This window comes from Anaerosporomusa subterranea (assembly GCF_001611555.1).
Classification (GTDB): domain Bacteria; phylum Bacillota; class Negativicutes; order Sporomusales; family Acetonemataceae; genus Anaerosporomusa; species Anaerosporomusa subterranea.
Genome location: NZ_LSGP01000017.1, coordinates 618324 through 644765 on the forward strand (window position 1 = coordinate 618324; position 26442 = coordinate 644765).

General features: G+C 49.9%; 20 protein-coding genes. 19 read left to right on the plus strand and 1 reads right to left on the minus strand.

What is annotated here, in order from left to right:
- The first annotated feature begins 40 nt into the window (after positions 1-40).
- The 10 genes from nagA to AXX12_RS10370 all read left to right on the plus strand — a co-directional run bounded on the left by nagA (position 41) and on the right by AXX12_RS10370 (position 13691).
- The gene (gene nagA, locus AXX12_RS10325) at positions 41-1210 is read left to right on the plus strand and encodes an N-acetylglucosamine-6-phosphate deacetylase (RefSeq protein ID WP_066241924.1); all 1170 of its coding nucleotides are present in this window, start codon (positions 41-43) and stop codon (positions 1208-1210) included.
- Between the two features lie 304 nt (positions 1211-1514).
- A complete protein-coding gene (locus tag AXX12_RS10330; protein WP_066241927.1) occupies positions 1515-2897 on the plus strand; it encodes a mannose-1-phosphate guanylyltransferase/mannose-6-phosphate isomerase in 1383 nt (460 codons plus the stop codon).
- A gap of 192 nt (positions 2898-3089) precedes the next feature.
- The gene (locus AXX12_RS10335; protein WP_066241930.1) at positions 3090-4493 is read left to right on the plus strand and encodes a phosphoglucomutase/phosphomannomutase family protein; all 1404 of its coding nucleotides are present in this window, start codon (positions 3090-3092) and stop codon (positions 4491-4493) included.
- A gap of 308 nt (positions 4494-4801) precedes the next feature.
- Positions 4802-5752, plus strand: a complete 951-nt coding sequence (galU, locus tag AXX12_RS10340) for a UTP--glucose-1-phosphate uridylyltransferase GalU (RefSeq protein ID WP_066241933.1) — start codon at positions 4802-4804, stop codon at positions 5750-5752.
- Positions 5753-6153: 401 nt separating this feature from the next.
- A complete protein-coding gene (locus AXX12_RS10345; protein WP_231881864.1) occupies positions 6154-7470 on the plus strand; it encodes a glucose-6-phosphate isomerase in 1317 nt (438 codons plus the stop codon).
- Between the two features lie 524 nt (positions 7471-7994).
- Positions 7995-9074 carry a hypothetical protein gene (locus tag AXX12_RS10350; protein WP_066241938.1) on the plus strand — a complete coding sequence of 360 codons (1080 nt, stop codon included), beginning with the start codon at positions 7995-7997 and terminating at the stop codon, positions 9072-9074.
- 1277 nt (positions 9075-10351) lie between these two features.
- Positions 10352-10843 (plus strand): hypothetical protein, encoded by a 492-nt coding sequence (locus AXX12_RS10355; protein ID WP_066241940.1) that lies wholly within the window; start codon positions 10352-10354, stop codon positions 10841-10843.
- A 5-nt stretch (positions 10844-10848) separates the two neighbouring features.
- Positions 10849-12093 carry a secretin N-terminal domain-containing protein gene (locus tag AXX12_RS10360; protein WP_082816799.1) on the plus strand — a complete coding sequence of 415 codons (1245 nt, stop codon included), beginning with the start codon at positions 10849-10851 and terminating at the stop codon, positions 12091-12093.
- Positions 12094-12128: 35 nt separating this feature from the next.
- Complete coding sequence (locus AXX12_RS10365; protein WP_066241943.1) at positions 12129-12785, plus strand: response regulator; 657 nt, start codon at positions 12129-12131, stop codon at positions 12783-12785.
- A 459-nt stretch (positions 12786-13244) separates the two neighbouring features.
- The gene (locus tag AXX12_RS10370) at positions 13245-13691 is read left to right on the plus strand and encodes a glycosyltransferase family 2 protein (RefSeq protein ID WP_066241947.1); all 447 of its coding nucleotides are present in this window, start codon (positions 13245-13247) and stop codon (positions 13689-13691) included.
- A gap of 284 nt (positions 13692-13975) precedes the next feature.
- On the opposite strand, the gene AXX12_RS10375 is transcribed toward AXX12_RS10370, so the two are convergent.
- A complete protein-coding gene (locus AXX12_RS10375; RefSeq protein ID WP_066241950.1) occupies positions 13976-14548 on the minus strand; it encodes a hypothetical protein in 573 nt (190 codons plus the stop codon).
- Positions 14549-14716: 168 nt separating this feature from the next.
- Here AXX12_RS10375 and AXX12_RS10380 point away from each other — a divergent pair, with 168 nt between their 5' ends.
- The 9 genes from AXX12_RS10380 (at position 14717) to AXX12_RS10420 (ending at position 26417) form a co-directional block, all read left to right on the plus strand.
- A complete protein-coding gene (locus AXX12_RS10380; RefSeq protein ID WP_066241953.1) occupies positions 14717-15058 on the plus strand; it encodes a ferritin family protein in 342 nt (113 codons plus the stop codon).
- A 16-nt stretch (positions 15059-15074) separates the two neighbouring features.
- Positions 15075-15911 (plus strand): family 1 encapsulin nanocompartment shell protein, encoded by an 837-nt coding sequence (locus tag AXX12_RS10385; RefSeq protein ID WP_066241956.1) that lies wholly within the window; start codon positions 15075-15077, stop codon positions 15909-15911.
- A 540-nt stretch (positions 15912-16451) separates the two neighbouring features.
- Positions 16452-18335, plus strand: coding sequence for an ABC-F family ATP-binding cassette domain-containing protein (locus AXX12_RS10390; RefSeq protein WP_066241959.1), 1884 nt, complete (start codon positions 16452-16454; stop codon positions 18333-18335).
- A gap of 343 nt (positions 18336-18678) precedes the next feature.
- A complete protein-coding gene (locus AXX12_RS10395) occupies positions 18679-20055 on the plus strand; it encodes a sigma-54 interaction domain-containing protein (protein WP_082816800.1) in 1377 nt (458 codons plus the stop codon).
- A gap of 322 nt (positions 20056-20377) precedes the next feature.
- On the plus strand, positions 20378-21343 hold the full coding sequence (locus AXX12_RS10400; protein WP_066241962.1) for a 3-hydroxyacyl-CoA dehydrogenase family protein: 966 nt from the start codon (positions 20378-20380) through the stop codon (positions 21341-21343).
- A gap of 168 nt (positions 21344-21511) precedes the next feature.
- Positions 21512-22912, plus strand: a complete 1401-nt coding sequence (locus AXX12_RS10405; protein ID WP_066241965.1) for a GntP family permease — start codon at positions 21512-21514, stop codon at positions 22910-22912.
- A 42-nt stretch (positions 22913-22954) separates the two neighbouring features.
- Positions 22955-23974 (plus strand): ketopantoate reductase family protein, encoded by a 1020-nt coding sequence (locus AXX12_RS10410; RefSeq protein WP_066241968.1) that lies wholly within the window; start codon positions 22955-22957, stop codon positions 23972-23974.
- Between the two features lie 52 nt (positions 23975-24026).
- A complete protein-coding gene (locus tag AXX12_RS10415) occupies positions 24027-24953 on the plus strand; it encodes a beta-keto acid cleavage family enzyme (protein ID WP_066241971.1) in 927 nt (308 codons plus the stop codon).
- Positions 24954-25118: 165 nt separating this feature from the next.
- Entirely contained in the window at positions 25119-26417 is a 1299-nt protein-coding gene (locus AXX12_RS10420) for an acetyl-CoA hydrolase/transferase family protein (protein ID WP_074431362.1), read from the plus strand.
- Positions 26418-26442: the final 25 nt, after the last annotated feature.

The window sequence follows — 26442 nt, forward strand, 5'->3', positions numbered from 1 at the left end:
CTCAATTATCCGCATCCAAGAAATTAGCAGAGGTGAAAACATGAACAACGGACGGATTACTCACGCGAAGGTGGTACTGTCTGACCAAGTGCTAGATGATGAAACTGTTATTATTCGTGGCGGCAGAATTGTTGCTGTTGGCTCGGCGCCAGCAACTGACGGCTGTGACGCCTGGACTGTTGACGCCGCCGGTGACTGGATCGTCCCTGGCCTCATCGATCTACACGTACATGGTGCAGGCGGTTGCGACACCATGGATGGAACGCCCGAAAGCCTAACTGCCATGTCTCGAACTTTGCTTTCCCAAGGCACCACAGCCTTCTTGACCACGACTATGTCAAGCTCTCCTGATACGCTGGCGACTGTGCTGACCAATATCGCGGCAGTACAAAAAGCACAGACTGATGGAGCAGAAATACTTGGCGTACATATGGAGGGGCCATTTCTGTCACCAGCCTACAAAGGCGCGCAGACGGAAGAAGCCCTTTATCCTGCTGAAAGAGCCGATGAGGCGGCAGTTTTTGCTGCTCTGGCAGAGCGTTACCCGGGCCTGGTGCGAATTCTGACTCTCGCTATCGAGCGACCAGGCGCAGCTGAGTTAGTCCGATTGTGTCGTCAATTTGGCATTATTCCCTCAGTCGGTCACTCTGAGGCCACCTATGAGCAAATGCGCCAAGCTGTCGAATGGGGTGTTAGCCAGGTAACCCATGCCTTTAACGCCATGCCATCGATTCATCACCGCCGCCCCGGTTTGCTGACTGAAGCGTTGAAAAATCCGGCAATCAGATTAGAGCTCATCGCTGACGGAGTGCATATTCACCCCGCCATCCTCGAACTGGTTCTTGGTATTAAGCCAGAACCTAGCGTCCTCCTAGTGTCAGACGGTACACGGGCTGTTGGCATGCCAGACGGCGAATATGATCTAGGCGGCCAAATGACATATGTTAAAAACGGTATCGCTACCCTGTCTGACGGAACCATCGCCGGCAGCGCCTTTCCCCTCCTCCAAGGTGTAAAAACCCTCGCCAAGATCGGCTACGACCTCCCCAGAGCCATTCGTCACGCCAGCCTCTACCCAGCCCAACTTTTAGGCATCGAAGATCACCTAGGCAGCATCGCCCCAGGAAAAGAAGCAACACTGGTCCGGCTAGATTTTGCGCTGAATATAAAACAAGTCTGGCAAAGAGGGATGTTAGTGAGTTGGCGTTAAACGGCATAGGACGTCTTTTGAACCGCCAAAACGCAACAGGCGCTGTGCGCCTGCGCCAAAAAGAAGTAATATATGCGAGCTTCGTGCGCACCGTATCCCTTTGGCGGCGCACGAAGTGCGCATGGCGTTTTGGCGGTTCAAAAAAAACATCTTCCCTAAAGCCCTCTCGCAAATTATCTGCCTCTTTCGCCAGCAGGGAAATCCTTCCTTGTTGGCGAAATATTTTTTTAGTAAAAAATAAAGAATGAGTGCTTATCTTATTTCATAACACTAAAGAATAAATGCTGCAAAGGAGCGATATAGCATGAAAGTGATTATCTTGGCAGGCGGCGGCGGCACTCGACTCTTTCCATTGTCCCGCACCTGTTTTCCTAAACAATTCATGAAAATTGATAGCAAGGACTCGCTGTTAGCGCAAACCGTACAGCGTTTTTTGCCTGTGGTAAAACCCTCTGACGTTGTGATCGTGACCAATAAAGAATACATGCACCACGTAAAAGCGGACCTGGCAACGGCCAGAGCCTCGGAAGCACACATTCTGCTCGAGCCCGAAGCTCGCAATACAGCACCAGCGATTGCGTTGGCGGCACGTTATTGCCAGGATGTTTTGGGCGCGACTGATGATGAAGTTATGTTCGTCTCACCTGCTGATCATGTGGTTCATCCGATCGAAGACTTTATCCGCTCTGTCCGTCAAGGCATTGAAGCTGCTCGCTTGCAAAAAGTTGTCACCTTTGGTATCAAACCCACCGGCCCGGAGACCGGCTATGGCTACATCCAGGCAGGCAAACCCTTCGACTTTGGCTACACTGTGAAATCCTTCCGCGAGAAGCCTGACCGTGTCACCGCTGAGTCCTATGTGGCGGCTGGCAATTACTTTTGGAATTCTGGCATGTTTGCCTTTACTTTGGGCTGCTTTTTTGAAGAACTGAAAACCCATCAATCCGCGATCTACGAGCAGGCTCAAGCTTCGTATACCGAAATGCTGACCGCGTTTGCCGAGATGCCCAGTATTTCAATCGACTACGCAGTTGCTGAGAAATCCTCCCGCGTTATCACCATCCCGCTTGCGTCCTACTGGAATGACATCGGCTCCTGGGATGCCATTTATGATGTATTGCCTAAAGACAGTTCAGGTAACGCCATTAGAGGCGATTGTATGCCGATCGATTGCCGCAATAGTTTGATGATGGGCCAAAGCCGTCTGATCGCCGGTATCGGCCTGCAAGACGTGCTAGTGGTCGAGACTGACGACGTCATTATTGTTGCGCAAAAAGGTGAGTCACAAAAGGTTAAAGACCTAGTCGCTAAACTCAAGGCTCAAGGCCGCCGAGAGGCTGATGAGCACACCACCATGTACCGCCCCTGGGGCAGCTACACTGTCATGGGCGAGGGCCCAGGCTACAAGATGAAAAAAATCGTCGTCATCCCCGGCGCCAGCCTCAGCCTGCAAATGCACTACCACCGCAGCGAACACTGGATCGTCATCGCCGGTACCGCCAAGGTCACAATTGATGAAGACGAGCAAATGGTGCATGAAAACGAAAGCGTCTACATCCCGCAGTCGACCAAACATCGCTTAGAAAACCCAGGCAAAATTCCGTTGGAGATTATCGAAGTGCAGAATGGCAAATACCTGGGTGAGGATGATATTGTACGGTTTGAGGATATATATGGAAGAGCATAGAGAGGTGTAGATGACGTTTAACCGCAGAGTACGCAGAGTAAACGGAGGGTACACAGAGGGCTACCGTACTGATTTATATTATTATATAAAATAAAATTTTTCGTAACCTCTGTGAACCCTCTGCGACCTCTGCGTACTCTGCGGTTAACGTTCCTCCGTCCTATTCAGTCGCTAATAGAAAGGAGCAATACAATGCCTATTACTTTTGGAACTGATGGTTGGCGTGGCGTTATCAGCGAGGACTATACCTTTAGCAATGTCCGCTTAGTCGCTGAAGCCATCGCTGACTATATTATAAAAAATGGTGAACAAGACAAGGGTATCGTCGTCGGTTATGACGCTCGCTTCCTTGGCAAGCAGTATGCTGAACAGGTGGCAGCCGTGATCGCCACGAAAGGTGTGCCAATCTGGCTATCTGATGATATCTTGCCCACGCCGGCTCTTACTTGGCAGGTCAAAGACCGCCAAGCTGCCGGCGGCGTCATGGTGACTGCCAGCCATAATCCGGCAGAATACAACGGCCTAAAGTTCAAAGCCCCTTATGGCGGCTCGGCTTCACCGGAGATCATGGCTGCGATTGCCGACTGCGTTCGGCCTCTTGAAGCCAGTGGGCGTTTGTTCGAGAAAGTCGTTCTGCCAGCTAACGTCGAGTTCTTCTCGTCAAAAGAAAGCTATTTGGCTCATGTCCGCGATATGCTTGATAAAGAGGTGCTTTCCTCGTTCGGCGCAACAGTTGTCTTTGATGTCATGCACGGCGGAGCCATGGGCTATACTGATTCCTTGGCACATCAGTATGGCCTCGATCTGATCGAAATCAGAAGTGACTACAATCCCTCTTTCGGTGGCGTCAACCCCGAGCCAATTGATAAAAACTTAGTCGCCCTACGGCAAGCGATTGTCGACAACAATGCTGTTATCGGCTTGGCCACAGATGGTGACGGCGACCGAATTGGCGCGATGGACGCTGATGGACGATTTATTACCGCTAACCAGATCATGGCCTTGTTAATTAAACACTTCATCGAAAAACGCGGCTGGAGCGGCGGTGTAGTTAAAACACTCACTGTGTCCGAACTCGTCAAAAAAACAGCCGAAAAATATGGACTGAAAATCTACGAAACCCCGGTCGGCTTCAAGTATGTCGCCAGCCTAATGCTGAGCGAAGATATCCTCATCGGCGGTGAAGAATCCGGCGGCATCGGCCTGAAACACTACATACCCGAGCGCGACGGCGTCATGCTCGGCTTCCTGCTGATCGAAATGGTAGCAGCCTATGGCAAAACCTTGGGACAGCTCTTGGATGAACTGATGGACGAAGTCGGACATTACCATTACCTGCGTGAAGATCTGCACATTGCTAATGACATCAAGCAGCGCCTAATGGCCAAACTGAACGCCAAACCTTCCTATCTACTCGGCTATAAAGTCCATTCCGCCGACTGTCGCGACGGCTGCAAATTCACTTTAGACGACGGCTGGATCATGTTCCGCGCCTCCGGCACCGAACCAATTGTTCGCATCTACGGCGAAGCCTCGACATTTGACCAAATTGAGACAGTGATGAAGAAGGCGATCGAGTACGCGGAGAACTCGTAACCGCAGAGTACACGGGGGTGGCACGTAACCGCAGAGTACGCAGAGATCACAGAGGGTTCGCAGAGGGCACTGTTTTATATGGTGCTCTAGCGCTCCCACTTCGCGAAGTAGGAGCTTAAGATGATAATTTAGTAGCCTCTGTGGTTAATGGACCTACAATTTTCCTTTCCAGCGGAGCTGGCAGATAAAGACCGTAACCCTCTGCGAGCCCTCAGCGTACTCTGCGTACTCTGCGGTTAGCCGTACCCATCACTGTAACTCATCCTGCGGACCCTCGCCCAACAGACTGTAATGAAAGGCGATTGACTATGCAAAAAAATCGTAAAGTTCGCAAAGCAGTCATCCCCGCGGCAGGTCTTGGCACTCGATTTTTGCCTGCTACAAAGGCTCAGCCGAAAGAGATGCTGCCGATTGTTGATAAACCTGCTATCCAATACATTATAGAAGAGGCTATTGCTTCAGGTATTGAAGACATTCTCATCATCACCGGCCGCAACAAGCGGGCGATTGAAGACCACTTTGATCGCAATGTTGAGCTGGAATTGTTGCTTCGCTCACAGGGCAAATATGATCTGCTAGGTCTCGTCGAAGAACTTTCGAACGTCACCATCCACTATATCCGCCAAAAAGAAGCCAAAGGCCTCGGCCACGCCGTCCTCTGCGCCAGACACTTTGTTGGCAATGAGCCGTTTGCTGTGCTGTTAGGCGACGACATCATCGATTCCCAGACCCCTTGCCTCAAGCAACTGATCGATGTCTATGAAGACTGCCAGGCCAGCGTCCTCGGAGTGCAGCAAGTGCCTAAAGAAAAAGTATCGAGCTATGGCATTGTTCAGCCGGAGCCCTATAAAGAAAACATCTGGCGAGCCATCGACTTAGTCGAAAAGCCGCCAGTCGCTGAAGCGCCTTCCCGCCTCGCTGTGCTCGGACGTTATATCATCGAGCCCGAGATCTTCGATCTGCTCGAGACCACTCAGCCCGGACGCGGCGGTGAGATCCAGCTGACTGATGCCCTGCGCCGCCTGGCTGCCGAGCGGCCTGTCTATGCCTACAATTTCGAAGGCCGCCGCTATGATGTCGGTGATAAACAAGGTTACCTCGAAGCCACCGTCGAATTCGCCCTCAAACGCCCCGATCTACGCGAACCGTTCACCCGCTACCTTCTCGATACCCTCGGCAAGCTGATCATCCCCGCCGAAGCCGCCGGCAAGGCAATAGAGAAAAGAGGCTTGGCGAAGCTAGAGAATCCAGGAGTGTGAGGAAGCCGGAAGAATACGTTAATCGCAGAGTGGCGGGGTTGGGCACTAACCGCAGAGTGCGCAGAGTACGCTGAGGGCTAGAAGAGGGTTCCGGTCTTTATTTGCCAGCTCTGCTGGCAAGACTAGATTAGATATTATAGAGCATCGGTTTAACTGACATATATTTTGTCGTAACCCTCAGCGAACCCTCTGTGATCTCTGTGTACTCTGCGGTTAGCCGTACCTCGTCATCCGTAGTTCACTAAATCCTATTGGGAGGAGATATTATGACTTATCGTCTAACCCTACCCTCAGGTTTTATCTACGATTACACTAACCTCTTCGGTGAAGGGAAAGTCACCGCCGAGGACCTTGCATCCCTGTCCGACCGTCTGGATCAAGCCCATGCCGCCATTACTCAAATGCGCGCAACCGGCGAGGTTAGAGGACACCTTTCCAAAGACGGTACTCCTGAGCTTGTCCTGTTTACGCAACTTCCCTACGTCGAGGACGGCAACCTTAACAACCCGGCTTCAATCCAGCGGCTGAAGGATTTTGGCCAGTCTCTGCGCTACTCCACCGACGCGGTGGTATCCTTTGGTATTGGCGGTTCCTACCTTGGTAATAAAGTTCTATTTGATGTCCACGCCGGCGAGTTCTGGAATTCTAAGTCTACAGCCGAACGGAACGGTTATCCTGAACTCTATTTCAGTGGCAACAACATTGATCCACAACGCACCACCGACCTGATAGACTGTTTAAAACGCAAAGCCATCCAAAAGGTCGCCAGCGGTGAAACCTATAAGGTTACGCTCATCGTTATCTCTAAATCCGGTTCAACACTTGATACCATGTCATCCTTCATGGTGGTCTGTGATGCGTTACAATTGGCCAATATTACTGTTCAAGTTGTCACCGTCACCGACCCGGCAGAGGGAGCCAATCGCACTTTGCTAAAAAAACTCGCTGACGACCAAGGCTGGCCCAGCTTCAGTGTACCTGACGGAGTCGGTGGACGTTTCAGTGTCTTTTGCGACGTGGGCCTGGTCACAGCCGCCTGTATCGGTTTTGACATCGACGCCTTCCTGGCTGGCGCCCGCGACATGGACCAAGCCTGTCTGACCGGCGAACCTAGAAGTAACCCGGCTCTATTCAATGCCGCGCTAAAATACCTGGCAGCCGAAAAATATAACCGTGATATCGAAATCTTCATGCCCTATGGCGACTACCTAAAATCGGTCGCCGAATGGTATGTCCAACTGCTGGCCGAATCTCTCGGCAAACGCGCCGACCGCGAAGGCAACACAGTCTACTATGGACGCACTCCGGTCGTCGCTGTCGGCACCACCGACATGCACGCCCAGACCCAGCAGCACCAAGACGGCAAAAAGAACAAAGTTGTCCAGTTTGTACAGTTGGCTGACTGGTCGACCAATCCCCTCGTTCCCAATGTTTTCCCCGCTGTTGCCAAATTAGCGGAAATAGCCGACTTGACGATGAGCCAAGCCCTAGACGCTGCTCTCGATTCTAACGCCGAAGCCCTTGCCGCTGATAACCGTTTTAACGCTGCGTTCATCCTCCCAAGACTATCCGCCTACCACTTAGGCGAGCTTTTGTACCTGCTGGCTCTGTCAGTCGCCTACGAAGGCGAGTTAGCCAACGTCGACGCCTTTGACCAGCCGGGAGTGGAAGCATACAAGAAGATCCTGGGACCACGATTAAAGGCGTTGAAAGCGTAGGAGATCGAGGAGAAGAACGAATTTCTAAGCTGCCAAAAAAAAGACGTCCCTGGTGCTACTGTAAAGCCAGTAACACCAGGGAAGTTGTACGTTAATTGGTAGGATAATGAGCTCGGATACTACCCCCGCGTTTTGCAGTGATTTGATCGATGACTATGACCATCAAACTTGCGCCAAATAATATGCCGATCAAGAAGCTAACCCAAGTCAACGGTTACCACCTCACTGTTGGTGCTACCATATAATGTAAATTTATATGCAAATCTGAATAATTGCAATATCTTTTTTCCGACAGTTTTTGCAAACAAAATTTCTGTACTGCAAGATATGTCATTAGTTGACACCTGGCCCGAACAATAGTAACATGAGTCGCCATTACATGATAATAATTGCTACTTTTGTATTTGTTTACATTATGGCGGAGCAAACCGGCGAATAAAGGGAAAATTTTTTCTTCAGCGAAGTACTCATGATTGGTCGGTGGGGCGGTATTTTGCGATACATAACAAACGGGAGCTACCAGTATGAAGAAACTTGTTTTTTATATTTCTGGATTTGGTTTTGGCCATTTGACTCGGTCGATTGCGCTGATGCAGGAACTTCTCCGGCAGCGGCACGATATTCATATAACTGTGAAGTGTCATTCGCAGCATATGGCGCTGGCTTTGGCGTCGTTTAGGGAACAGTTAGAAGCGGTTACAGTGCTACCATTTGATCTGGGGTTTCAGATTTGCTTTAATGCGGTAACAGCTACGGTGGATTATCGGGCGACGCTGGAGAGTGTGAAATCCTGGCTTGAGCGATTGAAATTTGGGGCTGAAGCTGAGGCTTCGGCCTGTCGAGGGGCTGGCTATTCGCTGGTTTTATCTGATATTGCGCCTGAAGCGTTTGTTGTCGCAAACAAGTTGGCAATTCCGTCGATTGGTATTTCCAATTTTACCTGGTATGAGCTTTGCAGGGAGTATGTCGGAGCTGAGCGGGTGGAGGGGCTCAAAGCGATGTATCAGACGGGGTCTGCCTTTTTTGAGTATCCGTTGTCAACTGATGCGGAGATCCCGATTGCTAACAAGCAGCCGGTAGGGCTGCTGTCTCGGCCGCAGGAGCTGTCGCGGATTCGCGAGCTTCAGGTGAAATATAAACGGCCTGGTCGTCTGCTGCTGTTTTTGAGCATCGGCGGGGCGTTGAGTTTACAGAACCTGTCACTTTCGCCTGAGCTGGATTATCTGTATACGCGAGGGATTGATCTGGTGGCAGCTGAAAATGCGATTCCCGTTCCGGAGGGTACGCTGGACACTCAAAACTACTTGGCGGCATGTGATGCTGTGGTCACTAAATGTGGCTGGTCAACGGTGGCGGAGGCTCTTATTGCACGCAAACCGCTGTATCTGCTCACATCGAGGGATGGTTGGCTGGAAGAAAAGTATATGTTGCAGGAACTGGCCGGTCTTGGGGTATCACAGGTGATCGAACCGAGTGAGCAGGTTTGTTTGGAATCTGATTTGTTTGCGAATATCGATACGCTACAGGCGGCGTATGCGACGATACCGGAGAGATATACGGATCAGGCTAAGAAGATTGCCGTAAGGGCTTTAGCATATTTGTAAGCGGCAAGAGGAATTGCGCATTGGGCTAGGGTTAAGGAGGGTTGCTTCGCTGCGGCCTCGAATGCTATGCCCTCCATGGCGCATTCGAGATTAGGCCTTCCATGGCCGTCATCGCAATGACAGAAGCGGAATGTCACTGCGAGGGACGAAGCAGTCTTCTTTTTCTATGCCGTCGCAATACCAGCAGGTCTTTTCCGACAAATTTTGACGGCGGTTCCTGTCGCTTGTAGATAGGTTAGGACTGCGACTGTCAGATCATCGTGTGATATGCCCTGTTGGTGGCTTGTCCTGCAGAATGAGTCGGGAAAAAGTGATTGCACAGGTTGATGGAATAAGTTTACAATTACAGTATATGGTAATTGCGGGGAGGAATTTTCGTGAGCCAGACTACTGTAACTGAACAACCAACTATGAAGTTGGTTTATGAAGGAAAGACAACAGCACGAGTGTGGAAATGCAGCTCATGCGGGCTGAAGCTGTTTTTAGCCCAGAAGTCGGAGTATCCGGGGATACGGTGTTTATGCGGCCGATCCTACTGGAAATCTTGCCCCGAGGATTCAGGGCGTTGATATACCCCATCTGCGTTGTTGACCCTGAGACTCCATTGCTAGCGTACCCGTTAGTACGCGTCACTGCTGGAGTCTCAGGGTCGCCTAGCATCTAGGGCATCTGAACGCCCTGAAGGAAACGACGGCAGAGCGTTGATAAGGGCCCATCTGCGACGCGCATGGACGCGCTAGTGCCGAATGCGCCAAGGAAGGCATAGCACTCGGCCGCTGTTGCGATCGAAAACTCATACTAGCGTACCCGTCAGCATGCGTCGTGGCTGAGTTTTCACCTGCGCCTAGTGATGCTATTCGGCTTATGCAAATCAGGGGAGATCAGGGTCTCATAGGTAACAACATCTGAACCCTTCTGAACGCTCTGCGGGATACGGGGTGACGCGGGGATTGCGTACGGGAACGGGGGACGGCATTGCTTCGCTCGCCTGGACGGGTGCTAGCGGGTGCTTCCCTAATGGCTTCCTTGGAGATAAAGTTTTAATAGTCAGTATGGGCTCTCCTGAGTGGAGAGCCCATACTGACTATTTCTTTATCTTTACGAAATGGGACTAGATCCGCTAGGTCATAGGACTCACCTGCCTATGTCTTTTGTCGCATTTAGTTTACTTTTTGTCAAAATAATCCGCGAGTGGGGGATAAATTACAGGATTTTGTTTTCTTTTGTAGAATGATAACTAATCAGATGTTTGTGAATAAATGGCAGGTGAGATAATTATGGCGGCTCGGCCGCTAGTGAATAGGATAAGCCAACGCAAGGCTGTATTACTAGCTGGCGTGTTTGTGGTTGCGGCGTGGGTTGCGCATCCGTTTTTTGTGCAATCGTCTGCGTCGGTTCAGCCGCCTGCGCCGCTTGCTGTTAAACCAGCGGCTGTGTCAGACAATCGACCGGTAATGCCGCAAGGATTTCAACAACAGTTTGTGATTCGCGATCCGTTTCAGATGCCGCAAGAGGCTTTGCCGCCGAAAGCGGTTGTTTCCAGTAATAATGGTTCTTCGGCTGTGGCGTCGCCTTCGGCGCAGATGTATCAGGTGACTGGTATTGCGATCGGCAACGGGACTGCGGCCGTAATCCTGGAGTCGAGCGCTGGCAGTCGTACATATCGGATCGGAGAATATGCCGGTCAGTATCAGATTCGGGACATTACAGCAAATTCGGTTCTCCTTGTCGGACCCAATGGATCACATGTGCTAAAGATGAGAAGGTGAATACAATGTACAGGAATGATTTGGGTCGACGTGTAGCCGTTCTTCTGCTATTTTTCTTTGTTCTTACTGTTGGAGTTGTTCCGGCTGGGGCTGAGGTGCCACGTGTGACGATCAATGTGACTAATGCTGAAGTTCGGGATGTCTTGACTACTCTGACCGGGGTGGGCGGGGCTAGTATTATTCTTGATGATTCTGTTGTCTCTGATAGTTCTAAAGGCGGCGGGCGGATAACCTTGCAGCTTACCAACGTGCCGGTTGAAGAAGCGATTGACATGGTTACCAAGGTTAAAGGCTTGGCATATTTGCGTCAGGGAGATATTTATATCATCGGCACTCAGGAAAGAATCAACAAAGGGTTTGAGTCTGTCCGGATTGTCAAAATCAAGTATGCTAAGGCTGATGACGTAAAAAAAGCCTTGGTGCTTATTATCCCAGAAGATCGATTGAAAGTGGACGAGGCGAATAATTCGTTGATTTATACCGGCTCTGCTGCTGAAGCGCTTCGCGTCGAGCAGGCGATTGCCGCGATTGATGTGCAGTATAAGCAGGTTACGCTCGAGGCCCAGGTCATGGCGGTTAACAAAGGGGCCGCCAAAAGTCTCGGGATGGAATGGCAGTGGGCTAAACTGCCGATGGTAAAGACTGATTCGACAACAACAACTAACTCTAGCGATTCAACAGATACACGGGACTATCCTGGAGTTTTTCAATTTGGTCGCAATCCTGAGGGACTCAGATACGAATTCCAATTTCAAGCGACATTAAATGCCATGATTAACGACGGCGACGCCAAAATTCTCTCTCGTCCCAAAGTTACAACACTAGATGGCAAGCAGGCTCGCATCATGGTGGGTGACCGGATTCCTGTGCTGGTCGAGCGGACGGAAAATAACAAGACCACGACCACCATCGAGTACGTCGATGCCGGTATCAAGCTTTCGTATACGCCACGGATTAATGAAAATGGATTGATTACGGCGGCTGTCCGGACTGAAGTCAGCACTCCCACGCTAGTGCCGGAAATGAAAGCCTACCGCATCACGACCCGTGAGGCGGAAACTACCGTCCGGATGAAAGATGGCGAAACCATCGTTATTGGCGGGTTGATTGGCAGTGATGAGTCCAAGCAGTTTTCCAAGATTCCGGGTCTGGGCGATCTGCCGATACTCGGCGCGCTTTTCCGTAATACCAACCAAACCAAGAATGAGACAGAAGTCATTATCATCTTAAAAGCAAAGATTGTTGAGTGACTGTTTAACTAAACTGGGATAAGGAAGTGAACGCAGTGCCCATCACCATTTTGATTGTTGATGATCATGCGTTACTGCGGCAGGGCATCAAAAAGGTACTAGATCTAGAGAGTGATCTCTCGGTCATCGGCGAGGCTGCTGATGGTGAAGAAGCCATTAAGCTGGCCTTGCAGTTAAAGCCTGATGTCGTGCTGCTTGACGTCAACATGCCGAAGAAAAACGGGTTGGAAGTTACGAAAGAACTCAGGCAGCTAGCGCCTCATATCAAAATCGTGCTGTTGACCATTCACGATGACGAAAACTATGTCATCGAAGTCGTCAAAGCTGGAGCTACAGGCTATCTGCTGAAAGACATTGAGCCGGGCATGTTGATTAAAGCGATTCGTAGCGTGCACTCAGGTGAGTCTTTCATTTATCCAACGCTGGCCAGGCGATTATTTTACGAAGCGGATAATGTGGGAAAAAGACCTGAACCGTCCCGCACCCGTGGCCAAGACTCACTAACCATGCGCGAGATCGAGGTGCTGCAACTAATCGGCCAAGGCCTGAGCAACCAAGAAATGGCGCAAAGATTGTTCTTGAGCGAGAAAACTGTGAAGAACCATTTGACTAATATTTTTCGTAAAATTAATGTGTCTGACCGGACACAGGCGGTCATATATGCAATAAAACACAAGATCGTCCAGGTCTAGGGGGGACCGTATAAAAAGTCCATCTGCGTTGTTAGCCCCGAAAATCCATTGCTTGCGTACCCGTATCGTACGCGGCACTGCTGGATTTTCGGGGCTGCCTAGTGATGCTACCAAAATCAGTGTTTCACTTTGGCAATCTGTCTCATAGGTAACAACATCTGAAGCTTTTTCTACTAGTCCCCAGGGGCCGTTTTTCGAGGGAATGAGCGGGGAACTGGGTATGACAGAAGATGGAGAGGCATCGCATTGCTTCGCTCGCGACAAAATAGTACCCGAGGGCGTTCAGAAAGCCCCAGATACTAGGCGGCCTCGCGAACCCAGCAGCGACGCGTACCGGGTGTACGCTAGCAATGGGTTTACGAGGCCAACAACGTAGATGGAGCTTTATCAACGCCCGGAAAGCACGCGACGCCGTGCGTTGGCATATAGTATCCTATCCCAGAGAGGGGGTAGGATACTTTGTTTTTGTCATATACGGCGAGTGTTATTCTACTGTCACTGGCGATTTTTGGGTTGTGGTGTTTGGCTATGGAGTGTTGGCAGTGGTATATAAAGCCGCGTGTGCTGCATTTGCCTAGCGCCAGCTTTTTGTTTATTGTCCGGAATATGGAACAGGAAATTGAACAGATGATGCGCGGCATCTTGCGGGAAATGGAAATGGCCAGCATCACCTGCGAGGCAGTTGTCGTCGAGGCAGGCTCTGACGATTTGACTCCTCGCATCCTGGTTTATTTGGCTGGCGAGAGTTCTCTACTCAAAGTAGTACATTTACCGCGTGAAGAACGCCCGATTAGTAAAGCGCTGCCTATCTGCGAAGGGGCGGCAGTGTATGTGTTTGATCTGGTGAATAGGATGGATGCCAGGGAGTGTCAGGCAGCTGTCCACGAAATCCTTGCACGTCGCTGATAAGGGCCCATCTGCGTTGTTGCAATTGCGAACCTATTGCTTGCGTACCCCGCGTACGCGGCGCTGCATGGTTCGCAATTGCGCCTAGCATCTAGACCCTTCTGAGCGACGTGCGGGCACGCCGTTGATAAGGGGCATTGGCTGCGAAACCGCGAAAGGCGCTGTGCGCCTGCGCGAAGAGGACCGCAAAAAAAATAATATGTGAGGTACGTGTGCATCGTGTCATTTGGTCGTCCATAGTGGCGCTAGTGACGCTTTTGACGTTCGTGCTATCGTATTGTCGGTTATGTATAGTTCTGAGTTTTTAACGCCAATATATCCTGAAAAACCTCGACCAGCTTCCGGCTAATTGCTACAATCTCTGGCTGTGCGTTTGCTTGTGTACCGTAGGATTGTTTGCCAGCTAAGAGGCGTGCGGCACGTAGGTATTTTTCGATGGTGGCGGGGGTCCAGAGAGTGGGGATTTCAGCCCCTGATTTGAGGATAATCAGCGCTTTGTGTGGTTGGGTGGAAGTGCTGCGAACGCTGGCGACAGAGCAGGCGTTGACATAGCCGGTGCAGTTGTCGCGACTGACCTGCGGTGTTCGGACTTTTACCGGGACAAGTACGAGGTCGTCTGCTAGCGGCAGAATGTGGAGAATGCGTTGGCCTGTCGCTTGTTCGGTTTGCTGCTTGAGGGCAGTCAGATCAACCGCGCGTTCTCTGGCCAACCGGCGTAGTACGGTTCGAATCCCGACAGGGGAATGGGTACAAGTTCCGGTAGCCGTTAGGAGGATAGTGCTGTCGCCATTGGCGCCATAACAAGGCAAAATTGCCGCAAGAGTTTGCGACGTATTGGCTATAATAGTAGTGTTCATAGATCAGCCTCCATTACTGTGACATAGTCGTCTGGGAGGACGAACGTATGTTCGGCGGTGATTTTATAGTAGCAAATATTCAGATATCTGGCAAGCGTTTTTTGGAAGGATTCCAATCCGTGTTTAGCGAATAAAATTATATAATCTGTTGTAAAGGAGTGAAAGAAAATGGCGTATGGAAAATCAGCAGTTGCGGCAAAGTCTGCAACTGGTATGGAGGAAGTATTGGTTTGGCTCCGGGAAGATTTGATGGGCGAACTGGAGGCCATCAACCAATACCAGGTACACATTGATAATATCGACGACGTTGAGATTAAGGAACTATTGGCCCACATCCGGGATGACGAGAAAGAGCATGTCGCCGAGATCACTCACTTGATTGCTCGCATTGATGCGATTCAACGGGAAAAGTTTGCAGAGGATCACACTATGGAAGCTAGTGAGCGGATCGCAGGCGGAGAAGACGAATCAAAAGTTCTTACTGTCGGCAGTATGCTCGGCCGTAAATAGAGGGGAGGAATATAACGTGGATTTTCTCGACAGACAAGCTGCGCCATTGACAACAGAGGAATGGAGCCGGCTCGATGAGGCTGTGGTTTCGACCGCGCGTCAGATTCTGACTGGTCGCCGGGTCGTGGAAGTGCTCGGCCCGCTAGGGTCAGGCGTCTATAGTGTGCCGTATTCCATCTTCTCAGGCAAGTCAGCCGCTGGGATTGATATGATAGGCGATAAAGAGGACTTCATCGTCGAAGCCTCGCGCCGCGACATGGCAACTCTGCCAATGTTATATAAAGACTTCAAAGTGATGTGGCGCGATGTGGAAGCTGACCGCCATCTAGGTCTGCCGCTTGATGTCAGCACAGCATCTGTGGCTGCCAACTTTGTCGCTGTACAGGAAGATAATCTGATCTTTAACGGTAGCAAAGAACTCGGCCATGCTGGTTTGATGACTGTGAAAGGGCGTCAGACAGTAACTCTAACCGATTGGGAACAACCAGGAGCGGCGCTGGCTGATGTGGTTAAAGCTACCGGTGCGCTGGCTCAGGCCGGACATTATGGTCCGTATTCGCTGGTAGTTAGCCCAGTTCTGTTTGGAAAAATGGTACGTGTGCTGCCTAATACGGGCATGCTCGAACTCGATCAGGTAAAAGCACTAGTGAGTGGCGGTGTTTATTACAGCAATGTCCTAAGTGGCGCGAAAGCCGTGCTGTTGGCAACTGGCTCGCACAACGTCAGCTTAGCCATTGGTCAGGATATGGTTACCGCTTACCTCGGGCCAGCGAATATGAACCATGTGTTCCGGGTGCTGGAAACGGTGTCACTTCTGGTGCGACGGCCGGAAGCAATCTGCACCCTCGAGTAGGGTAAAAGCACCGATACGCGGCGCCTAGCGTTGTTGGCCGCGCTCTTCGATCCTCAACGTACCGTCCTGCGTACGCCTCCGGTCTCAGAGCGCGGCCGCCTAGCTATGCTTGCGTCTCGGCGCTTTTACTCGTGGGAAGAATGGGGGATACGTGGCGTCTGGCGTTGTTAGCCTCAATCCTCGGTCCTCAACGTACCCCTGAATGTACGTTTCCGGCCTCAGCTCGCGTCCGCCTAGTGATGCCGTTTTGCTTCTCTGTATCAGATACTTAACAAGTCTCATAGGTAACAACATACTTGCGTCTCGACGCTTTTACCCGGGGAGAGGCAGGCAGGGGCACCCGCAGAGGCTACTGATTATATAAAAATCGTAACCCTCCGCGAGCCCTCTGCGACCTCTGCGTACTCTGTGGTTAACGTAATCTCCCATCGTTACCCCGCGTTACCCAGTGGTCGCAACTATCGCCTAGTTATGGTACAATAGAAAATAATAAACTGGGGCTCCGCTCAGGCGGAGCCCTTATTGTGTTGAGGTAACGTTATGCCATTAATCGTATCCAATCTTGCAAAATCTTTCGGTATTCGCACGCTTTTCAGCGGTGTCAGCTTTGAACTGCGACGCGGCGAAAAGGTGGGACTGGTCGGCGCGAATGGGACGGGGAAGACGACTCTTTTGCGCTGTTTGCTTGGCCATGAATCGCCTGATAGCGGGTTAGTCAGCATGGCGCCGGGGGAAACCATCGGCTATGTTGAACAGGACAGTGGACATAAAAGTGAAACCCTGTACCAAGAACTGCGTACAGCCTATCACGATTTGCTGGCTGCTCAGGACGACATGCGACGGTTGGAAGGGGTCATTGCTGCTAAACCGGCGGGCGATGCGCTGGATCAGGCACTGAAGCAGTATGCCAGCGTGGTCGAGGTCTTTGAACGAGGCGGCGGCTATGAGATGGAGAATCGGCTGCGGCGGGTAGCGTTTGGTCTTGGCTTCACAGAAGCTGACCTCGAACGTTCGGTCAGCTCATTTTCCGGCGGGCAAAAAACCCGGATCGCGCTGGTACGGGCACTGATTCGACAACCTGACTTTTTGTTTCTCGACGAACCGACAAACCATTTGGACATCGGCATGGTTGAGTGGCTGGAGGAGTTTTTGATCGGGTATCCGGGCGGCGTTTTGCTGATCTCACATGACCGTTACTTCCTGGATAAGGTCGCAGGCCGGATGTTTGAACTTGAAAATACGAGACTTACCGTCTATAGCGGCGGCTATAGTGAATATGTCATCCAAAAGACCGAGCGCCTAGCGGCACTTGAGTCTAGTTATGAAAAACAGCAGGCTTATATTGCCAAAACCGAAGCCTATATTGACCGTTATCGGGCTGGAATTAAATCCAAACAGGCTCGCGGTCGCCAGTCGCAACTCAATCGGTTGGAACGGATCGAGGCTCCGGCCATGGTGGCCACGCTACAGTTTGCTTTCCCAGATGTCAGCGAGTGCGCCGAGCGGGTAGCAGAGGGAGAATCGCTGACATCTAGCTATGGTGAACGGATAGTCTTTGAAAAGCTGTCTTTCTTGATCCGGCGCGGCGAACGGGTGGCGCTAGTGGGACCAAACGGAGCGGGTAAAAGTACATTGCTGAAAGTGTTGACAGGCGATGTGTCGCCAGTCAAGGGGCGAGTCAAACTTGGCAGCCGAGTCAAGATTGGCTATTTTGACCAGGAGCACCAAGGTCTTACTCTATCACAAACTGTGTTAGATGAAGTGGTGAATACCTTTGCCTTCAGCCCGGAGCGAGCACGCTCGGTGTTAGGCGCATTCCTGTTCAGTGGCGACGATGTGTTTCGACCGATTCGCAATCTAAGCGGTGGCGAGAAGGCGCGCCTATCCTTGCTTAAGCTTTTGATGTCAGGAGCAAATTTTTTAGTATTGGACGAGCCGACAAACCACCTAGATATCCCATCACGGGAAGCGGTGGAAGATGCACTGCTGGCTTTTCCTGGCACTGTGCTCACCGTATCGCATGACCGCTATTTTCTCGACAAAGTTGCCGACAGAGTGCTGGCGTTTGATGCAGCAACTCTTGTCGATTTCCCGGGGAATTATAGCTATTACCGAGAACGGCAGGCGCTGCGGCCAACGTTAAAGCCGGCTACGAAGGCGGAACCAGTCATTAAACAACAAGATGTTCCTGCTGTCAGTGAACGCAAAGCTTCTAAGCAGAGGCCTGAAGATATTGCTAGGAAAGTCGAAAAATTGGAACTGGAAATCCGCGAATGGGAAGCCATGCTTAAGATGCTGACCGTAAAGCTAAATGATCCGGCAAACTTCTCTGATCCGCAGAAGACCCAGGAGTTGGCTGATGAGTATGCGAAGATGGAGGGGGAGTTAGCGAAGAAGTATGATGAGTGGATGGAACTGCAGTGACGCGCCATTGATAAGGCACCATCTGCGTTGTTCTCCTGCGGTTACTTGCTTGCGTACCCCGCGTACGCGGCGCGGCGTAATCCTCGTCGTGCCTAGCATCTAGCACCTTCTAAATGGCGCGTGAACGGGACATTGATATACCCCATCTGCGCAATAGCCCCGAGGCCCCCTTGCTAGTGAAGTTCACTCGTTGCAGTTGGGCCATCGGGGCTATGTTAACATCTAGGGAAAACACGGAAGGACTCTACAATCAGCTTGGCATGATACTTGCAACAGTCTTGAATTACCGACAAGTTGTCGCGGTTTTTACGGATTTTGCTACAAGTATGGGGAGGCGATACGCGTGCTGGATTTTTCTCAGAGTAAAGAGATGATTTACAAGGCATTGGAGTCAATGGCGGGGTTTGTAATTACAGACACGGAAGGGCGAATTGTTTATCTGAGTCAACGTTACGCAGATATTCTTGAAGTGGATGCGGCAGAGGCGGTAGGGAAGCTTGCTGCAAACATTATCCCCCATACTCGCATGCAGATTGTGACTCAGACTGGGCGTGAAGAAATTGGCATGATCTTTAAGCTGAAGAACGGTGAGAGTATTTTAGTCAATCGAATTCCTATTAAGGTTGATGATAAGGTAATTGGCGCTTTTGCGTTTAGTACTTTTTCCACCGGTGAATTAAATACTGCGGCGACAATTGACCGGGTACAGCGTCTGAACCAGGAAGTTTGCCAGTATAAGAAAGAATTAAAGGAATTGCGCGGGGCGAAATATTCGATCGATCAGATTATCGGCGCCTCACCAGCTATTCATAAGATAAAAGAAACAATACGAAAGGTATCACAGACGAAATCAACAGTGTTGATTACCGGTGAGACGGGAACTGGTAAGGAACTGGTGGCACATGCCATCCATCAGTTGAGTCCGCGAAACCATCATTCGTTCATTCGTGTGAACTGTGCGGCGATTCCGCCGGACTTGCTGGAATCTGAGCTGTTTGGCTACGAGGAAGGCGCTTTTACCGGGGCAAAGAGAGGCGGAAAGCTTGGCAAGTTTGAAATGGCCAACTATGGCACTCTGCTTCTTGATGAGATTAATCAGATGCCCATCTATCTTCAGTCTAAGCTGTTGCGGGTTATTCAAGAAAGTGAGGTAGAGCGGGTAGGCGGCAATAAGCTCATCGACATTGATGTCAGGCTAATCTTTACCACTAACCAGGATTTATTAGAACTGGTACGCAAGGGCGATTTCAGGGAAGACTTGTATTACCGGATCAACGTTGTTACTGTCGATGTTCCACCGCTTCGCCACCGAAAAGAGGACATACCCTCGTTGGTCAATTATTTTGTAAAGAAAATAAACCGGGAAATTGGCTTACATATTACCAATGTTGAGGACGAAGTGATGAATTTGTTTCAGACTCATGACTGGCCGGGAAATATACGAGAACTAGGATATGTGCTTGAGCGAGCTGCCAATATCCAATTATCGGGCAGTATCGGAATGGATTGTTTCGAAAATCTCATTCTGCGAATTCAAAACGAGTCTTCTAATGTATCACGTGATTCAGGACTGGCGTCTGCACGGGCGCAAGCAGAGAAGGAGAAGATTTTGCAGGCGCTCAATATGGCAAACGGCAATGTGAAATTGGCTTCACAATTCTTAAAGATACATCGCAGTGTGCTTTATGATAAAATTAAAAAATATTGCATAACAATTTAACGGAAAATTCAGTCGGAAATACCCGACAGTTGTCGGCGACTTCCTACGGATCTTGGGCTGCTTAGGACCTATATAGAGCGTTTTTCTCAGAACTCGGAGTCTAATTGAAAAAAATTAGACTCTTTTTTATTTTCCTATAATTATGTTCTGCATCCTTTTAGGATTGGTTGGAAAGTAACTTGGCTGGGAGGATTGGTTGTCTATAGTAGCGCTAGAGATGCTAGTGGCGTTGGTGCTATCGTGCTCTGTACTTTCCAAAAGACCGTGCGTGGTTTTTTCTGGCATGGTTTGTGCTATTTAGTATGGCAAGGAGGTGAAACTGATGCAGACTTCTCAGTTTACAAAAATTGCATGTATCGGTTCCGGTCTTATTGGGGTTGGGTGGACGGTTAACTTTATTGTCAAAGGCTATAGCGTAAATCTCTATGACATTAATAAACCGCAATTAGAAACTGCTGCGAAGCTTATTCAACGCAATTTGGAATTCCTGGTTGCCAAGGAGGTTCTGACCCAGGAAGGCGCGGCGGAGGCGGCGAGCCGGATTTTCTATTACACTGATCTGGCGGAGGCGGTCAAAGACGTTCAGTTTGTTCAGGAGGCCGGTCCGGAACGCTATGATGTAAAACAGTCAATTTTAGCAGAAGTCGAAAAGCACGTGTCAGACGAAGTGGTGTTTGCCAGTAGCACGTCAGGTCTCTTGTTAACGGAAATTGCAAAACATGCCAAGCATCCTGAGCGGTGTCTGGGGGCGCATCCCTATAACCCGGTTCATTTGATTCCCTTAGTCGAAATAACCAAAGGCGATAAGACCAGTGAGAAGTATGTGAATCTTGCCTGCGAATTTTATCAGCAGCTTGGTAAGGAGCCGATTGTTTTGAAAAAAGAGGCGCTTGGCTTTATAGCTAACCGATTGCAGGTTGCTCTTTACAGAGAGGCAGTAGAGTTAGTGATGCGAGGCGTGTGTACTGTTGAAGAAGTGGATAAGGCGGCTCTGTTTGGCCCCGGCCTACGGTTTGGTATTTTGGGCCCAAACTTAATTTTTCAATTAGGCGGAGGGGCGCACGGTATTACAGGAATTTTAACCCATATCGGGCCTTCGGTAGAAATGTGGTGGGCGGATATGGCCGACTGGAAGAGGTTTCCTGAAGGCTGGATCGAGATGGCTCAAGTTGGAGTGGACAAGGCAATGGCTAACAGGGATAAACAAATCGGCAATACAAACGAAGAAGTTTCCCGATACCGAGATGATATGCTGGTAGAAGTATTGAAACTCCACAAAAAATTATAGAGGCTGTTATAAAACGCCCATCTGCGTTGTTACTCCTGCGGTTACTTGCTTGCGTACATGCGCGTACGCGGCGCGGCGTAATCCTCGTCGCGCCTAGCATCTGAACATTTTCTAACAGCCTCTTATAGCGCGTGAACAGGATTAATTCAGTTTGAAAGGGGTATTGGAATGGAAGTAATCGGTATACTCTTGAGTTTATTTCTGTTGATGTATTTTGCCTATCGCGGCTTTTCCGTCATTCTGTTCGCTCCGATTTTTGCTTTGCTAGCTGCAGTCAGCCAAGGATTCTCAGTTATGCCTTCCTATACTGAGCTGTTTATGGGGAAAGCAGTCGGTTACGTTAAAGCATATTTCCCGGTTTTTATCCTCGGGGCAGTATTTGGCAAGGTCATCGAAGATACCGGCATGGCCAAATCTATCTCTCAGGCGATTGTCAGAGCTGTAGGCAAAGGTAAACCGCAGGCGATTATAGCGATAGCCATTACGGGAATTGTACTTACATATGGTGGGGTAAACACCATGGTTGCCGTTTTTGCCATATATCCATTTGGCTGTGCCTTGTTCAGGGAGGTTGGTATACCGAAGCGCTTGCTGCCGGCAGCAATACTTTTCGGTGCGGGGACCGTCACCATGGATGCTTTTCCTGGTACTCCGCAGATCCAAAATCTCATACCTACCACTTACTTTGGCACAAATGCCTATGCAGCTCCTATCAATGGAATTCTAGGTGGATTACTTGTTCTTGGACTGTGTTTTGCCTGGCTAAAATGGCGGGTGGATCAGTCAGGAGAGGAGGGATATGGCGAAGGACATACCAATGAGCCAATCGAGTCAAATAACTTTGAGCCCCTTGATTGGAGGCTTGCTGTTATCCCTCTCGTCACAGTACTCGTTTTAAACTATGTTATGACACGGCTTTTCTATTGGGATCCCAATCTTTTGCTTCCTTTCCAAAGTATGAAGCTGCCAATGGTAGCGGCCAGCATTAAAAATGTTATCGCAATTTGGTCTTTGATTATCGCGGAAAGCGTCGCTATCTGCTTAGCGCTGCTTATCGGCTTTAAAAACATCAAGGGTGGCGGTAAACTTGCCAAGACTCTTAACGCAGGTGCCGTCGGTTCGTTGCTCGCTGTCATGAACGTAGCGTCTGAAGTAGGTTATGGGAATGTTATCGCTTCATTACCAGGGTTCTCCTCTATTGCTAATTTCCTGTTTTCAATCAAGATGGGCAACTCTCCGCTGCTGTCTGAAGCCGTAACGGTGAACGTGCTAGCTGGGATAACGGGGTCTGCTTCTGGCGGGATGTCGATCGCTTTAGACATTATGGGTAAAGAGTGGCTGAGCATGGCAAATGCTATTGGTTTGTCGCCAGAGATGCTCCACCGGGTCGCATCAATGGCATCAGGAGGCATGGATACGCTACCGCACAATGGAGCGATTATCACTGTGTTGGCAGTTTGCGGCCTTACCCATAAACAGTCTTATTTTGATATTTTTGCTGTTACAGTTTGTAAAACCTTTGCCGCCTTCATGATCATAGTGTTTTATAGCCTTACAGGTCTTCTTTAAAAAAGACTTGGTCACTTGTAAATAAAAGGAGAGATGAATAATATGCGTGCAGCAATCATGGGAGTGGGCTCACTAGGAACGATCATGGGCGCACTAATTACAAAAAATGGCGGGGATGTTGTGCTGATTGATACGAACAAACAGCATGTCGATGCCTTAAATGCAAAAGGAGCCACAATCACAGGCAAGCTGGAACTAAATGTTCCGGTTAAGGCGATTACGCCAGACCAGATGTCGGGAATTTACGACATTGTGTTTTATGTTGTTAAGCAGACCTATAACGAAATCGCGTTAAATCAGCTATTGCCTCACCTCAGCCCAACCAGTACAGTCTGTACTTTGCAAAACGGGGTGCCTGAAGATGCTGTCGCAGAGATCGTGGGCAGAGAACGCACATTAGGTTGTACGGTAGGCTGGGGTGCTACTTGGATCGAACCAGGCGTATCAATGCTGACATCTGAGCCGGGAAGCATGTCGTTTGATCTCGGCGAGCTCGACGGTACGATCAGGGAGCGTACGCATGCAGCCGCGAACCTGTTAAACATGGTTGCGAAGACGGATATTGTGCCGAATCTGGCAGGTATTCGCTGGACTAAGCTGCTGATTAATGCAACCTTTAGCGGTATGTCGGCAGTGCTAGGCTGTACATTTGGCGATATTCTCGATAACGAAAAGGCGCTGATGTGCGCGGCTCATATCGGTAACGAAACGATTACGATTGCTGCGGCCAGAGGCATAAAGCTGGAGCCGCTGCAAGGCCACGATATTACGATTCTTGCGTTCGGCAGTAAAAAGGAACGAATCGCTAAATTGGGGATGTATAAAGCTATCTTTGGGCCGCATCGTCAATTGAAAGCAAGTATGCTGCAAGATCTTGAGAAAGGCAGAAAGACAGAGATTGATGCAATTGACGGTGTTGTAGCCCAATGGGGCGAAAAGCTAGGTGTCCCAACGCCGATTAGCCACAAAGTGGTGGAAGTGGTCAAAAGTATCGAGGCTGGACAGAATACGTGTTCTTTCAAAAACCTCGAGTATTTTATACTGCCTGAGTTAACCGAGTAACCCAATTCGCGCGATTAAAACAAAAAAATATATTTAGGGAGGTAATCAAACCATGGCAATACCAAACTCAAAACGTATCATCAGTTGTGCGATCACCGGGTCGATTCATGTGCCCAGTATGTCGCCATATCTTCCCATCACACCGGATGAAATTGCTCAAAATGCGATCGATGCCGCCAGTGCCGGAGCGGCGATCGTACACATTCATGCCCGTAACCCGGAAACAGGGCAGCCGTCTCCTGATATGAATCTGTATCGCCAAATTATCGAAAAAATTCGCGCCAAGAACGAAGATGTAATGATTTGCATCACTACCGGTGGCGGCGCTGGCATGACGGTTGAACAGCGGGCTGCGGTTATTCCTGAGTTTAAGCCTGAACTGGCTTCGATGAATGCAGGCTCAATCAACTGGGGACTGTTTCCGGCAAAAGAAAAAATCAAAGAATTCAAGTTCCCTTGGGAAAGCCAAATGCTGGATATGACTAAGAATTTTGTGTTTGAAAATACCTTTGCCGCGATGGAAAAAGTCTGCAAAATTATGAGTGAAAACGGCACAAAGCCTGAACTCGAAGTATATGATACAGGCCATCTGTATAACATCGCTTATCTAATTCAGGCCGGGATCGTTAAACCACCGATTACCATGCAATTCGTCACCGGCATCCTCGGCGGCATCAGTTCTACCCCTTATGACATCATGAATTTGCACACAACGGCCGAGCGGCTGTTTGGCAAGGGACAATATGCATGGTCGGTAATCGGTGCAGGCAAGGCCGAGTACCCTGCCGCTATTATGGCCTTGATTCTCGGCGGCCACGTCAGGGTGGGATTGGAAGACAACTTGTACCTGGGAAAAGGTACGCTCGCTAAGAATAATGCGCAACTGGTCGAGAAGATGGCCCGGATCATGGGGGAATTGGATCTGGAGCCGGCTACGCCGCAAGAAGCTAGGGAACTGCTGGGCCTGCCGCGGAAATAGCGGTGTGCAACAGTTTGTAGAGTAAGTCCGGGAGTCTGGAGAAGATCGCCGCGCTTCGAACGCGGGCGCTATGCCATGGACGGCATAGACGCTCGACTGAGCGCAGCGACGCGGCGATCTTTCCCTCGTTTTACTTTTAATTTTTTCTTGAAGGAGGCGCTACCAATTACTCGATACCAGGAGAAGTACAATTCCAAAAAAATAACAATGGATGAGGCACTGGCTCTAATCAAATCCGGCGATGAGATTGTTGCGGGATTTTGCGGGGGCGAGCCCATGGCCATCCTAAAGCAATTACATACCATCAAGGATCGAGTCACCGATGTTACGGTCTGGTACTCATTAGGAATGGGCAAATATGAATTTTTTACTAATCCAGAGTTGAAGCTGCATTTTACTACTAATAGCTGGTTTCATGGCTTTGGGGCAAGAGAGGCGCATTCTCTGGGCACTGTGAGCTTCCAGCCAGGCCATCTGCACAATGCCTTTACCCGAAAGATTGAAGTCAAACCGCCGAATGTCTTTATCGGCACCGTAACTCCTATGGATCAACACGGCTATGTGAAAACTTCACTCAGCGTGTTGTATGAAAAAACATTTGTTGAACATGCCGATTTAGTGATTATGGAAGTAAACCCTCATTTGCCTAACGTGGGCGGGGATACGGAATTGCCGATTGATCTGGTAGACTATTTTGTCGAAGTCGATCGTCCAATCCCGGTATTGCCGACCGCAGAGGTCCAAGAACTTGATAAAATCATTGGCGGCTATGTGGCGAGCCTGGTGAATGATGGAGACACTATTCAGCTAGGAATCGGCGGCATCCCTAATGCCGTCGCCTTAGCCTTCATGGACAAAAAGGATCTTGGCGTTCACACGGAGATGATCACCAGCAGCATGGCCGCTCTGGCAGAGGCTGGAGTTATCACCGGCAGCAAGAAAAGTTTGCACAGAGGCAAGATGATCGGGACTTTTGCCTTGGGGAATCAGAAACTATATGATTTTCTAGATGGCAATCCCTCGGTGCAACTGCTCAGGGGGAACTATGTAAACAATCCGTTTGTTATCGCCAAAAATGATAATATGGTTTCCATTAATACAGCGCTGCAAGTGGACTTGAGCGGACAAGTTTGCTCTGAGTCGATTGGGCTCAGGACCTATAGCGGATCAGGCGGGCAAAATGATACGGCTGAAGGTGCCATTCATGCGAAGAATGGCCGGTCAATCATCGCCTTGTATTCAACAGCTAAGAACGGAACGATTTCCGCTATTCAGCCATGGTTGACGCCGGGAGCGGCGGTTACTTTATCCAGAAATAATATTGACTATATTGTTACCGAGTATGGCATTGCTCCGATGAAAGCGAGAACGATCAAGCAAAGGGTGGAAAACCTGATTGCCATCGCTCACCCGGATTTCCGCAGCGAATTGCGCGAGATGGCATTTAAACATGAGATATGGTGACACAGACCAGGAGAGAGGAGCCACT